Below are 12919 nucleotides of genomic sequence, written 5' to 3'. Positions count from 1 at the left end.
GGGGGCGTTCCTCACTTGAGTCCGGAGAGGGCGAAGCCCTGCACGATGTAGCGCTGGAAGACGACGAAGACGACGAGGATCGGCACGACCATGAGGGTGGAGGCCGCCATCTGCAGCGCGGGGTTGGTGGCGATCTGCTGGTTCAGCAGCGACAGGCCGACCGAGAGGGTGTAGAGCCGCTGGTCGTTGGCGATGATGAGGGGCCAGAGGAAGCTGTTCCACCCGGCGATGAAGGTCAGCACCACCTGGACGGCGAGGATCGGCCCCGACATGGGCAGCACGATGCGCAGGAAGATCCGCCATTCCCCCGCCCCGTCCATCCGCGCGGCCTCGATGACCTCGTCGGGGATCGTCGTCATGAACTGGCGGAACAGGAACACGCTGAAACCCGAGACGAGCATCGGCAGCGCGATCCCGATCAGGGTGTTGGTGAGGTCCAGCCCGTTGAGGATCAGGTAGCTCGGGATCATCGTGACCTGCCCGGGGATCATCATCGTGACGAGCACCAGGAAGAAGAGCACGTCGCGCCCGGGGAACGAGAACTTGGCGAAGCCGTAGCCGGCGGCCGCCATGAGCAGCAGCCCGACCATGCAGATCGCCACGATGAGGAGCGTGTTGACGAGGTAGCGGCCGAAATCGAGCTTCGTGAAGAGCTCGACGAAGAACTCGAAGGTCGGCTCCTGCGGGAGCAGCTGCGGCGGATAGGCCACCGACTCGCTGCGCGGCTTGACCGAGCCGAAGATCATCCACAGGAAGGGGAAGGCGGTGAGCAGGGCCCCCGCGGCGAGGAGCGCGCCGAGCACGACGGTGCCGGGACGCACCCGGGACCGGGCGCGCCGTCGACGAACGGGATCAGTAGTCGACATCGGACCTCCGCGCGCGCAGCTGCACCACGGTGACGACCGCGATGATGACGAAGAGGACGACGGATCCGGCGCTCGCGTAGCCGAACTGACTCGCCGAGAACCCCTTCTGGTACAGGAAGAGGGAGATCGACGTGGACGCGCCGAGCGGTCCGCCCTTGGTGAGGACGAACGGCTCGTCGAAGAACTGGAGCCACGCGATGATCGTCGTGATGGTGACGAAGAACAGGGCGAACCGCAGGAGCGGGAGCACGATCGAGACGATCTGCCGCACCCGGGAGGCGCCGTCGATCGATGCCGCCTCCAGGTACTCCTTCGGCACGCCCTGGAGGGCGGCGAGAAGGATGATGACGTTGAGGCCGATGCCCCGCCACACCGCCACCCAGACCACCGAGAACTTCACCACCACCGGGTCGGACAGCCACGGCACCGGGGGCAGCCCGACGAGGGAGAGCAGGTGGTTGAAGAGGCCGAACTGGGTGTTGAAGAGGTAGCCCCACACGAGTGCGACGGCGACGATCGCAGTGATCGCGGGAACGAAGTAGAACGAGCGCAGCGCGCGGAAGAAGCGCCCCTGCGAGGCGTTCAGGCCGAGCGCGATGAGCAGCGACAGCCCCACGACGGCCGGGACGCCGACCACGGCGAACAGCGCGGTGTTGCCCATCGCCTGCCAGAACGCGCGGTCGGCGAACAGCGCGGCGTAGTTGTCGGCTCCGATGAAGCGGATCCGGGACCAGTCGCCGAGGCCGGCGAGATTCATGTCGGTGAGGCTCACCACCATCGCGACCGCGATGGGCAGCACCCCGAAGGTGATCAGCAGCAGCATCGCCGGCGTGATGAAGGCGTAGCCGGTGAGTCGGGTCTTCATGGCCCTCCGTGGGCTCGGTCGCGACGACGGGCGGGCAGGCGGGGCGCGGTGGTGGCCGCGCCCCGCCGTCGGGTCAGTTGACCGAGGTGCCGCTCGTCGCCTGGAAGAGGGCGTCCAGCGTCTGGTCGCGGTCGGCGCCGGTGAGCACGATGCTGTTCAGCGCGTCCAGCAGCGCCTTGCCGGTCTCGCCGTCCCAGTTCGGGACGAGCGGAAGGAGCCGGGCATCGGCCAGCTGCTGCGAGTAGACCTCGACGAGCGGATCTGCGGCGAGAGCGGGATCGGACAGCGCCGCCTTCACCGTGGGGAGCTGGCCGTCGGACTCGAACCACGAGACCTGGGTCTCGGGAGCCGACAGGAAGTCGAGGAGCTCGAGCGCCCCCTCCTCGTTCTTCGTGGAGCCCCAGACGCCGAGGTTGGAGCCGGCGAGCAGGGAGGTGCCGGCCGCCGCGGTCGGCAGCGTCGTCACCGTCCACTTCCCCTCGAGCTCGGGTGCGGCATCGGCGATGGCGCCGGCCAGGTACGGTCCGCTGACGAGCATCGGCGCAGCGCCCGAGACGAAGCCCTGCGTCTGGTCGAAGTCGCTGTTGGTGGGCACGCTGCCGTCGGCGTAGAGGCCCGTGTACAGGTCGACGGCCTGCTGGAACTCCGGGGTGTCGAAATCGACCATCCCGTCGCCGTCGACGATCTCGCCGCCCTGGTCCCAGGTCATGACCACCGGGAGCGCGCTGTCCCACTGCGGGATGTAGTAGCCGTACTGGCCATCCCCGCGGGCCGCGAGGGTCTTGGCGTCGGCGCGCAGCTCCTCCCACGTCGCCGGCGGTGCGTCGATGCCCGCCTCGGCGAGGATGTCGGTCCGCGTGAACAGCACGCGCGTGTCGGACACCCACGGCAGCGAGACGACCTTCCCGCCGATCGCGGTCGCCTCGCCGGCGACGCCGTCGAGGAAGTTGCCGGCCGCGAGGTTCGGGTAGTCGGCCACGGTGTCGGCGCCGAGCTCGAGCAGGGCGCCGCTGTCGGCGAAGGTGCGCAGCTTCGAGACGCCGATCTGCAGCACGTCGGGGCCCTCGCCCGAGGCGACGGCGGTGGTGAACTTCTGGTCGATCGCGTCCCACGGCACGGCGACCGTCTCGACGTCGACCCCCGACTGCTCCTCGAACGGCGCCACGAGGGCGTCGAAGTTCTCGGAGCTGTCGCCCATGATCCAGACGGTCAGGCTGCCCGGATCGGCTGTCTCGCCCGCCGGTTCCGACGTGGTGCAGCCGGCGAGCGCCAGTGCGCCCACCGCGATCAGCGCGGGTGCCGCCATGCGGATGCTCTTCATTGAGGTTTCCTTCCCGGAAGGGTTCTCGTGCGCGTGCGTCGATGCGGCGCGCATGCTGTGCGGGCTCGGACTCTCGCCCAGCCACAGTCTCCTGCTTATTCTTCACCTTTGTCAAGCACGAAGAATAAGTGCGCGACGAGGACTACGGAGCGGAGTCTCCGCCCCACGGCGAGCCGTAGGCCCGGGCGAGGTCCTGCGCCGCGGCGTCGTCGAGGAAGACGGCCGGAAGACCCGCGAGCCGCAGGACCGTGTCGGCCGCGCTCTCCAGCTCGACGGCGCGCGCGGCGGCCTCGGCGGGGCTCGCTCCGGTGACCACCGAGCCGTGGTTCTGCAGCAGCAGGGCACGGAAGTCCACCGGATGGCGCTCGACGGCCTCCGCCTGCGAGCGATCCCCCGGGTGCGCGTACGGGACGAGGGGCGTCTGCCCGACGCGCATGACGAAGTAGGGGGTGACGGGAGGAAGCGCGCTGCGGTGCGAGTGCGGCGGCAGGCACGAGGCCGCGACCGCGGCCGGCGAGTGCAGGTGCACGACCGCCGACACCTCCGGCGACCGCCGGTACAGCGCCAGGTGGAGGGGCCACTCCTTCGTCGGCCGCGGGCCGCGCACGAGCGCGCCCTCGCGGTCGAGCACCGCGAGATCGTCGGTGTCGAGCTCCGCCAGCGCGGCGCCCGTCGCCGACACGAGGATCTCGGATCCGACGCGGACGCTCACGTTGCCGGAGGTCCCCGGGCTCAGCCCGAGTGCCGCGAGGTGATGTGCCGACGCGATCAGATCGCCGATCACGGCGTCCGGCGCCGCGTCGCCGCCCGCGGTCATCGCAGCAGCTCCCACGCGTCGGTGAAGATCCGCTCGCCGCCGAAGTTGCCGGACTTGAGGGCGAGGGCGACCGGTGCCCGAGCGTCGCCCGCGGGCGACCCGGCCTCCGCATACGTCCACGCGACGCCGGGATCGATGACCTCGCCGAGGCGGAGCTCGTCGATGCCGAGCGCGGCCACGACGGCGCCCGAGGTCTCACCGCCCGCGACGAGGAGGCGTCGTCCGCCCGCCTCGACGAATCGGCGCGCGAGGAGACCGAAGGCGCGCTCGAGGGCGGCCGCGCGCTCGGCGCCCGCGCGGGTGGTCGCCTCGACGGGAGCGTCCGACGCCTCCGGGGCGACGGCGACGAGGGCGTCCGGATCCGCGGCCGCCTGCTCGGACAGGCGAGCGAGCGCGGCGTCCACGCCGGAGCCCGGGTCGTCGAGCGGGAGGCGTACGACGGGCACCCCCGACCGTTCGGCGTGTGCGAGCTGCGCGCGCGTGGCCTGCGAGGCGCTCCCGACCAGCACGAGCCGCGGGCCGACGAGCGCGGCTTCCGGCGCCGCGGCGGCGGCCGCCCCGGGACGGACCGGGAGGCCGAGGGCGAGGCCCGACCCGCCGGTGATCACGGCCAGCTCGCTCGAGGCATCGGCGACGGTCGCGAGGTCGTCGTCGGAGATCGCGTCGACGACCGCGTAGCGGATGCCGCGACCGGCGAGCGCGGCGAACGCCGCACGCACAGCGCGGCTCCCCTGGGCGACGGTCTGCCACGGCACGAGCCCCACCGCGGCACAGGTCTGCCGCTGCAGGACCCGCACGATGTTCGGATCGGTCATCGGCGTCAGGGGGTGGGTGGCGAGCGAGCTCTCGCTCAGCAGGACCTCGCCGACGAAGAGGTGGCCCTGGAAGACGGTGCGGCCGTTGGCGGGAAAGCTGGGGACCACGACGGTGAAGGATGCGCCGACGCGATCGAGGATCGCGTCGCACACGGGGCCGATGTTGCCCGCGGGGGTCGAGTCGAAGGTCGAGCAGTACTTGACGTAGATCCGGTCGGCACCGGCCTCGGTCAGCGCGTCGAGCGCCGCGGTGCTGAGGGCGACCGCGTCGGCGACGGGCGCCGTGCGCGTGGGGAGCGCGACGACCACCGCGTCCGCGTCGCCGGCGTCGACGCGCGTGCGGGGCGCCCCGAAACGCAGGCGCACGCGGTATCCGCGGGACACGAGGTTGCTGGCGAGATCGACGGCTCCGGTGACGTCGTCGGCGATGGCTCCGAGCATCCGGGGACTCCTCCCGTCCTGATCCACGGTCGATGTAGGATCGTTCCCACATTCTATCCGCCGCCGGTCGCAGACCGCAGCGCCGAAGGGCAGACGATGACGTTGCGCTTTCCCGAGCACGGTTCCCCCGAGGACCGTTCGGCCACGTTCCGCTTCCCGGAGGGGTTCCTCTGGGGAGCGGCGACCAGCGCGTACCAGATCGAGGGATCGCTCGAGACGGACGGCCGGGGGGTGTCGGTGTGGGACACGTTCGCGGCCCGTGAGGGCGCCATCGAGGGCGGCGGGGACGCGCGGATCGCCTGCGACTCGTACGCGCGGTGGCGCGAGGACCTCGACATCGTCGAGCACCTCGGCCTCAACGCCTACCGATTCTCCGTCGCCTGGTCGCGGGTCGTCCCGGAGGGGCGCGGACGCGTCGAGCCGCGCGGTCTCGATCACTACGAGCGGCAGATCGACGAGATGCTCGCGCGGGGCATCGCCCCGGTCGTCACGCTCAACCACTGGGACATGCCCGAGGCGCTGATGTCGGACGGGGGCTGGATGGGGCGGTCGAGCGTCGACGCCTTCGTCGAGTACGCCGTGGCTGTCGCCGACCGCCTGGGCGACCGCGTCCCCTGGTGGATCACGCAGAACGAGCCCTGGATCATCCAGCTCCTCGGCTACCAGCTGGGACTCCACGCGCCCGGCATCCGCGACCTGCGCGGGTCGCTGGCCGCGGGACACCACGTGCTCCTCGCGCACGGCGCCGCCTATGACGCGATGAGGCCGCTGACGAGCGGCCGGATCGGAGCGGGGCTCAACCTGCTGCCGTGCGTCCCCGCCTCCGACGACCCCGCCGACCTCGCGGCCGCCCACGGATCCGACGGCTACGTCAACCGGTGGTTCCTCGATCCGCTGCTGGGCGAGGGGTACCCGGACGACATGCGGGCCCACTGGGATCGCGCGATCGGCGGCGGCATCGACGACATCGTCCGCGCCGGCGACGAGGAGGCCATCGGGGGGCGATCGGACTTCCTCGGGGTGAACTTCTACACGCACCGGGTGATGGCCGCCGCCGAGCCGGGTCCCGGCAGGCCGTTCCCGTGGAAGGTGGTCGGCACCGCCGGGGAGGTCCCCCGCACCGACGAGGGCACCGAGATCGTCCCCGGCGCCTTCACCGACCTCCTGCGGCGGCTGCACCGCGAGTACCCCGGGACCCCGCTCCTGATCACCGAGAACGGGGCCATCTACGGCGACTCCCCCACCCACGACGGCGAGGTCCACGACGTCCGGCGCATCCAGTACCTCCGCGCGCACATCGAGGCGATGGGCACCGCGATGCAGGAGGGGGCGGACGTCGCCGGGTACCTCCACTGGTCGCTGCTGGACAACTTCGAGTGGGCACTGGGCTACCGGCCCCGCTTCGGACTGGTCTACGTCGACTTCCGCACCGGCGAGCGGATCCCGAAGGACAGCGCGCGGCACTACGCGGAGATCGTCCGCGCCGGCCGGGTCGTCGGGCGGGAGGGCACGGCGCCGGACGCCGGCACGCTCGTCGACAGCCTCGGCGCGTTCGGCTGAGCCCGCCGGCGGTCGCTCCCGCCGTCCGGCCGCTCAGTCGTGCGGCTCGGCCCCGCCGTGCCACGACGCCCACAGCGCCGCGTACTCGCCGCCGAGGTCGAGCAGCTCGTCGTGCGAACCGCTCTCGATCACCCGCCCGCCGCTCATCACGACGACGCGGTCGGCGTCGCGGGCCGTGTGCAGGCGGTGGGCGATGGCGATCACCGTCCGCCCTTCCAGCACGCGATCGAGGGCCCGCTCCAGCCCGCGCGCCGCGCGCGGGTCGATGAGCGACGTCGCCTCGTCGAGGACGAGGGTGTGCGGATCGAGCAGCACGAGGCGGGCGAGGGCGAGCTGCTGGGCCTGCGCCGGCGTCAGGACGACCCCGCCCGAGCCCACGACCGTGTCGAGCCCGTCGGGCAGGGAGCGCACCCACCCGAGGGCGCCCACGACCTCGAGGGCGGCGTCGAGGTCTGCGCGCCGGGCCGCGGGTGCGGCGAGCCGCAGGTTGTCCGCGAGGGACCCGACGAACACGTGATGCTCCTGCGTGACCAGTGCCACCCGCCCGCGCAGGACGGGAAGCGGAAGGCGCATGACATCGACGCCACCGAGCCGCACGCTGCCGCGCGTCGGAGCGGTGATCCCCGTCAGCAGGCGACCGAGCGTCGACTTGCCCGACCCCGACGGCCCGACGATCGCGATCCGCTCGCCGACGGCCGGTGCGAAGGTGACGTCGTGGAGCACATCCACCCCGGGACGGTAGGCGAACCCCACCTGCTCCGCCTCGAGGCGGTCGTCGGCAGGCTCCTCCGTCCCGCTCTCGCGGTCGGCGGGGACCTCGCCGACGCCGAGGATCCTCGCAAGCGCCGTCACGCCCACCTGGAGGCGGTCCATCCAGTTCACGAGCTCCTCGACGGGGCCGGCGAGCTGCATCGCGTACAGGGTGATCGCCGCCACCTGGCCGGCGGTCGCGAGCTCGAGCGACATCAGCGCGGCGCCGGAGAGCAGCACGAGGATCACGGGCAGGAGCAGTCCGAGCGTGGTGAGGGGGTACCAGATGCTCCGAAGACCGAGCGTGTGCCACTCGGCGCTGCGCCGCTCGGCGAGCGCGCGGTCGATCTTGACCTGCTGCGACTGCGCGAGATCCAGCGCGTCGATCGTCGGCGCCCCCTCGACCGTCTCGCCGATGACGCCCACCAGCCGCCCGTACGAGGCGAGCTGGCGCCGGTACGCGGGACCGGCCCGCCGGATGTACCAGCGCGTCCCGATGACCAGCAGCGGCGCCCCGGTGAGCAGCACCAGCGCGAGGAGCGGGTTGACGAGCGCCGCCGCCACCGCGGTCAGCAGGGCGGTCATCCCGGTGACGAGCACGCGGGGCACCCCGAAGCGCACGGTCTGCGCGACCGCGTCGACGTCGTTCGTCGTCCGCGAGAGCAGGTCGCCCGTGCCCGCCTGCTCGACCACCGAGAGCGGGAGGGCGGTCACCGCCCCCATGAAGTCCTCCCGGAGCCGGGCGAACACGGTCTCGCCGAGCTGCAGCGAGGCGAACTGGGCGAAGCGGGTGAGGACGGCCTGAAGGGCGACGGCGAGGACCAGCAGGAGGAACATCAGGTCGACGAGGGTGCCGTCCGCGGCTCCGCGCGAGATCGCGTCGATCAGGCGCCCGATGATCCAGGGCCCGGCCAGCCCGGCCACCGCCCCGAGGGCGTGGAGCACCAGGACGACGGCGAGCGCCCCCCGGTGGCGGGAGACCAGGGTGCGGGCGGCGCGGCGGACGCCGGCACCGTCGGCGATGGGGAGAGTCATGCGGTCACTCGCCGTCCTCGGATCGGTCGCGGACGACGGGGATCGCCCCGGTCTCCACGGCCCCCCGCCAGAGCGTCTCGATCGCGCCGGTCCAGGCCGCGTCGAGCGCGGCGTCGCCGGCGGGCTCGGCGTCGCTCACCGTGCGCGCCACGTGCGCCCGGTACGCCTCGGCGACCTCGTCGTCGCGCCGGAGCAGCTCGCCGTGCGATCCCGATCCGATGACCTCGCCGCCGCGCAGCACGCGGACGACGTCCATCTGATCGAGCAGCAGCGGACTGGAGGAGACGACGACGGTCGTGCGTCCCTCGCGCTCGCGACGCAGCCGGGCGGCGACCATCGCCTCCGTGGTCGCGTCGAGCGCGCTGGTGGGCTCGATGAGCACGAGCACCTCGGCGTCGGACAGGAGGGCGCGCGCGAGGCTCAGGCGCTGGCGCTGGCCGCCGGACAGCACGCTCCCGCGCTCGGGCACGGGCTCGTCGAGCCCCGCCGGGAGCGACGCCACCGCGTCGTGGGCCGCCGCGGCCTCGAGGGCGCGCTCCATCTGGCGCCGGCGGGCGTCCGCGGAGCCCGCACGGTGGGCGCCGCGCGTCCGCTGCACGTCCAGCCCGTCGCGCAGACGCCCGGTGAACAGGTGCGGAGTCGCATCGCTGACGACGATGCGGCTGCGGACGTCGCGCACGCGCACACGGGTGTGGTCGACACCGCCCCAGAGCACCGGGGCGTCGCGATGGTCGCGGTCGTCGAAGCGTCCGAGCCGTCGCGCCACGTGGGCGGCCGCGTCGCCGTCGACGTCGACGAGGCCGGTGAACAGCCCGGGCTCGATGACGACGCCGGAGGCGACGTCGACGAGCTCGGCCGCGGAGGCGGGGGCGGGCTCGGGGACGGGCGGGTCGGCGACGGCGCGGCCGACGCGGAGCACCCCGAGCACCCGGTCGGCGGCGACGAACCCGCGCGTGAACGCCATCGCCGCCTCGACCGTGGTCCGCAGCGGCAGGAGGAGGAAGACCGCGTAGCCGTAGAAGGTGACGAGCTCCCCCGCGGTGATCTCCCCCGCCAGCACGAGCCGCGCGCCCATCCAGACGACGCCGGCCACGAACAGACCCGGCAGCAGCACCTGGAGCCCGTCCAGCCAGGACGCCAGCCGCCCCACCGCGACGCCGCGATCGCGCAGCTCGTCCGAGCGGTGACGGTAGCGGGCGACGAACTGGTCCTCGCCGCCGATCCCGCGCAGCACGCGGAGCCCGACGACGGTGTCGGCGGCGAGGTCGGCGAGCGCACCCTGCTCCGAGCGCCACGCGGCCTGGCGCCGCTGCAGCGGGCGCACGAACAGCGTCAGGAGCGCCACCAGCACCGGCATGCCGAGGAGCACGAAGAGCCCGAGCGAGACGGAGGTGAACAGCGAGAGGATGCCGACGGCCACGTATGCGACGACGCCGCCCGAGAAGCGGGCGGTCACGTCGAACATCTCCCCGACCCGCAGCGCGTCGTTCACGACGGTCGAGGCGACCTCTCCGGCGGAGGTGTCGGTCTTGATGGCCGTCCCGGTGCGCGCGGAGTGGTGACCCACGAGCCGCGAGACGGCCAGCGACGAGGTGAGCCAGTTCGACACCGCCATCCGGTGGCGCAGCACCACGAACGACGCCTGCGCCACCGCGACCGCGGCCAGCGCCCCGGTCCACGGGGCGACCCCGCGCAGTCCGTCCGCCAGGCCGGCGTCGATCGCGCGGCCGAGCAGGTAGGGCCAGGCCACCTGGCACAGCATCCAGGCGACCCCGAAGACCACGCCGCCGATGAGCGTGCGGGGCTGGCGCGCGGCCTGCCAGCGCAGCAGGCGCAGCGCGGAGTCGATCGGGGGCACGGTCACGATCGGCGACGTGGTCACGGCGGGAGGGTCACTCTCCTTCGGCAACAGGACGGGGTCGCACGACGAGCTCCACGCTCCCGCGGGCCGGCACGTCGACCGCAGCGGCGTCGCCGGCGTCGCCGGCCGCCACGACCTCCCAGGGGGGGTCGAGCTCCACCCGGCCGACGACCGGCGCCCCTCCCGGGTTGCGCAGCGTGACGCGCACCTCGCCGGCGGGGGCGGGGGCGAGCTCCACCAGCAGCGCATCCCGCGGCTCGATGCGCAGCGGGGCCTCGGCGGGCCGGACGAGCGGACCCCGGTGGTGGCGGGCCTGAAGCGGCTCGAGGAGGTCGCGGCCGTACGCGCGCACGTGCGCCGCGGTCACACCCGGGGCGGGACGCAGCCGGTACCGGAACGTGCGGGTCACCTCCTGGCGGGCGGGGAAGTTCGTGAAGTGGAGGTTGTTCATGAGCCAGCTGTTCACCTGACCGCCGCGCACGTCGAGCTCCCGCGCCCAGGCGCCGGTGTGGATCCCGCCGAGCTGGACGAGCGGCGCATCGCGAGTGCCCCACAGCACGCCGGCGGCCGGATCGTCGCCGACCACCCCGACCGCGTGCTGGAGGGAGTACCAGTCCTTGCTCGTGTCGGGGAGCTGCTCCGCGTCGGCCTCGAAGACCGCACCGGCCGTCTCGACGAGGAACCGCGCACCCGGCACGAGGAACGGGAAGGCGACGAAGACGCTCTCCGGTCCGAACCTCTCGGGCTTGGTCAGCCACACGTCGAGGTCGACGTCGTCGTGATCGTCGGCGACGGTCAGCGTGGCGACGATCCCGGGGATGCCGGTCACCGCGCCGCGCCAGACGAGCTGGCTGACCGGACCGCTCCGCAGGAGCTCCACGCCGCCCTCGCCGGAGGAGGCCCGTCGCTCGAAGGCCGGGCCGGGGAAGTCGGGATGGAACAGCTTCGGGGATTCCGTGAGCATGGGGTGGTCCGCGCCGGGGGGCACGAGCTCCGTGATCACCGCGCCGAGTCCGTGTCCGACGGCGGGATCGACGAGCTCCCGGCCGGTCGGGAGGTAGACGAGCGAGACGATCCCGCCGCGTGCGGGGTCGATCTCCACCCGGTAGCGGCCCACGGTCACCGGGCCCGAGACGGGGACGGGGCTCCCGGGCTCGGGGGTCGGCACCGCGACAGAGCCGAACGCGGGGGCGTCGACGAGCGCCCGCGCCCGGCGGCTGCCGTCGACCTCGACGTCGACGATCTCGCGGCGGGCCCGCTCGGAGCCGTTGAGCGCGACGATCCGCGACGCCGGTCCGGCGCCGGGGTCCGCGTCGCCGGCGTGCACGGCGCGGAACCATCCCTCGATCGCGAGATCCCGGGCGTGATCGAAGGCGTCGTACGCGTAGCCCGAAGTGGCGTTGTGGTGGGAGTGCGTGAAGTTCGAGTGCGCCGCGGAATAGGTCTCCCAGCTCCCCCACGTGTGCTCGGCGTACAGCAGGAGCTGCTCGTCGACGTGCGCGAGATCGCGGTCGAGGGTGTCGTCGTCGCGCAGCCGCACCGGACCGCGGCGGTAGCCGAGCACCTCGGCCAGCGGCACGCGCGCGCCGTCGACCCCGTGCAGCCGCGCGAGCGCGAGCGCGGACTGGGCCTGGCGCTGGAACGTGCGGGCCTCGCGGTACACGGCCACCTCGCGGGCGGTCGATCCGTGGCCGTGGGCCCACCAGTCCGCCCACTCGCCGCCGAAGACGGGAAGGTCGGTGCCGTTCTCGCGCTCCAGCTCGTCGAGGGCCTCGTCCATCGTCGCCGAGCGCATGGGGAGGTCGGGGTGGCGGGCATTCCAGTCCCGGATGACGTCCAGGTACCGCGCGGTGGGCCAGCGGTTGTCGTTGCCGGCGTGCACGACGGCCGTGCTCCAGCGGTAGTCCTCGCGTGCGCCGAGCCCGTCGACGAACGCGGAGATGCGGCGCTCGGCGAGGTCGACGTCACCGTCGACGATGCCCCACTCCTCGCCGAATCCGTAGTGCGTCGACAGCCACACGAACACGTCGCGCCCGGTGGGACCGCGCCACCGGAAGCCCGACGGCTGGGTGAACGGCGGACGTCCGTGATCGGGGTTCAGTGCCATCACGAGCCGCGTGATGCCGGCGTCGCGCATCTGGTCGACCGTGCCCCAGGAGATCCCGTTCACGTCGCCGTGCTGCTGGGTGCGCGGGGCGATGCCCGCGTCTCGCAGCGGGCCGAGCGCCCGATAGGCGGCGTCGTACTCGGCGGCGCCCGGCAGCTGCGTCATGTTCAGCTGGCCGCCCGTGACGGCGAGCCGGCCCGACCTCACGAGGCTGATGAGCCGGTCCCGGCGGGTGGGCGCTGCGCCGGCGAGGAAGCGGAGCACGGGCCGGGCCGCCTCGAACGTCCAGCGGAAGGCGTCGGGGGCATCGGCGTCCGAGGCATCGGCGTCGGCGAGGTCGATCACGCGGTCGACGATCTCGGCGTGCATCCGGTCGATGATGCGCGGGCTGTTGGTGTACCCCACGTCGTGGTGGGTGTGGGCGACGAGCAGGATCTGTCGAATGGCCATGATGTGCCCGGACGAGTGGGCGGACCGGTCG

General features: G+C 73.0%; 9 protein-coding genes. 1 reads left to right on the top strand and 8 read right to left on the bottom strand.

Annotated features, from left to right (window positions below; all coding sequences use genetic code 11):
• Positions 1 to 11: 11 nt before the first annotated feature.
• The 5 genes from QQZ13_RS09875 to otnK all read right to left on the bottom strand — a co-directional run bounded on the left by QQZ13_RS09875 (position 12) and on the right by otnK (position 5125).
• On the bottom strand, positions 12 to 866 hold the full coding sequence (locus QQZ13_RS09875; RefSeq protein WP_284528865.1) for a carbohydrate ABC transporter permease: 855 nt from the start codon (positions 864 to 866) through the stop codon (positions 12 to 14).
• The gene (locus tag QQZ13_RS09870; protein WP_284528864.1) at positions 853 to 1731 is read right to left on the bottom strand and encodes a carbohydrate ABC transporter permease; all 879 of its coding nucleotides are present in this window, start codon (positions 1729 to 1731) and stop codon (positions 853 to 855) included. Before QQZ13_RS09870 ends, QQZ13_RS09875 begins: the two co-directional genes overlap by 14 nt.
• 73 nt (positions 1732 to 1804) lie before the next feature.
• On the bottom strand, positions 1805 to 3052 hold the full coding sequence (locus QQZ13_RS09865) for an extracellular solute-binding protein (RefSeq protein WP_284528863.1): 1248 nt from the start codon (positions 3050 to 3052) through the stop codon (positions 1805 to 1807).
• Between the two features lie 142 nt (positions 3053 to 3194).
• Entirely contained in the window at positions 3195 to 3869 is a 675-nt protein-coding gene (locus QQZ13_RS09860) for a class II aldolase/adducin family protein (RefSeq protein ID WP_284528862.1), read from the bottom strand.
• Positions 3866 to 5125, bottom strand: a complete 1260-nt coding sequence (gene otnK, locus QQZ13_RS09855) for a 3-oxo-tetronate kinase (protein ID WP_284528861.1) — start codon at positions 5123 to 5125, stop codon at positions 3866 to 3868. Before otnK ends, QQZ13_RS09860 begins: the two co-directional genes overlap by 4 nt.
• 96 nt (positions 5126 to 5221) lie before the next feature.
• Here otnK and QQZ13_RS09850 point away from each other — a divergent pair, with 96 nt between their 5' ends.
• Positions 5222 to 6685, top strand: coding sequence for a GH1 family beta-glucosidase (locus QQZ13_RS09850; protein WP_284528860.1), 1464 nt, complete (start codon positions 5222 to 5224; stop codon positions 6683 to 6685).
• Positions 6686 to 6718: 33 nt separating this feature from the next.
• Here QQZ13_RS09850 and QQZ13_RS09845 read toward each other — a convergent pair whose 3' ends face one another.
• The 3 genes from QQZ13_RS09845 to QQZ13_RS09835 are packed head-to-tail and all read right to left on the bottom strand — an operon-like array spanning position 6719 to position 12888.
• Positions 6719 to 8470 carry an ABC transporter ATP-binding protein gene (locus QQZ13_RS09845; protein WP_284528859.1) on the bottom strand — a complete coding sequence of 584 codons (1752 nt, stop codon included), beginning with the start codon at positions 8468 to 8470 and terminating at the stop codon, positions 6719 to 6721.
• Positions 8471 to 8474: 4 nt separating this feature from the next.
• Positions 8475 to 10352: an ABC transporter ATP-binding protein gene (locus QQZ13_RS09840; protein WP_284528858.1), complete on the bottom strand. Its 1878-nt coding sequence runs from the start codon at positions 10350 to 10352 to the stop codon at positions 8475 to 8477.
• Positions 10353 to 10362: 10 nt separating this feature from the next.
• Complete coding sequence (locus tag QQZ13_RS09835; RefSeq protein WP_284528857.1) at positions 10363 to 12888, bottom strand: hypothetical protein; 2526 nt, start codon at positions 12886 to 12888, stop codon at positions 10363 to 10365.
• Positions 12889 to 12919 lie beyond the last annotated feature (31 nt).

Source organism: Microbacterium sp. T2.11-28 (genome assembly GCF_950097975.1).
Classification (GTDB): domain Bacteria; phylum Actinomycetota; class Actinomycetes; order Actinomycetales; family Microbacteriaceae; genus Microbacterium.
This window is presented reverse-complemented; position numbering and strand designations above follow the sequence as displayed.

Coding starts and splice junctions, on each gene's coding strand:
- QQZ13_RS09875 (WP_284528865.1), bottom strand. CDS start 866: ATGTCGACTACTGATCCCGTTCGTCGACGGCGCGCCCGGTCCCGGGTG.
- QQZ13_RS09870 (WP_284528864.1), bottom strand. CDS start 1,731: ATGAAGACCCGACTCACCGGCTACGCCTTCATCACGCCGGCGATGCTG.
- QQZ13_RS09865 (WP_284528863.1), bottom strand. CDS start 3,052: ATGAAGAGCATCCGCATGGCGGCACCCGCGCTGATCGCGGTGGGCGCA.
- QQZ13_RS09860 (WP_284528862.1), bottom strand. CDS start 3,869: ATGACCGCGGGCGGCGACGCGGCGCCGGACGCCGTGATCGGCGATCTG.
- otnK (WP_284528861.1), bottom strand. CDS start 5,125: ATGCTCGGAGCCATCGCCGACGACGTCACCGGAGCCGTCGATCTCGCC.
- QQZ13_RS09850 (WP_284528860.1), top strand. CDS start 5,222: ATGACGTTGCGCTTTCCCGAGCACGGTTCCCCCGAGGACCGTTCGGCC.
- QQZ13_RS09845 (WP_284528859.1), bottom strand. CDS start 8,470: ATGACTCTCCCCATCGCCGACGGTGCCGGCGTCCGCCGCGCCGCCCGC.
- QQZ13_RS09835 (WP_284528857.1), bottom strand. CDS start 12,888: ATGGCCATTCGACAGATCCTGCTCGTCGCCCACACCCACCACGACGTG.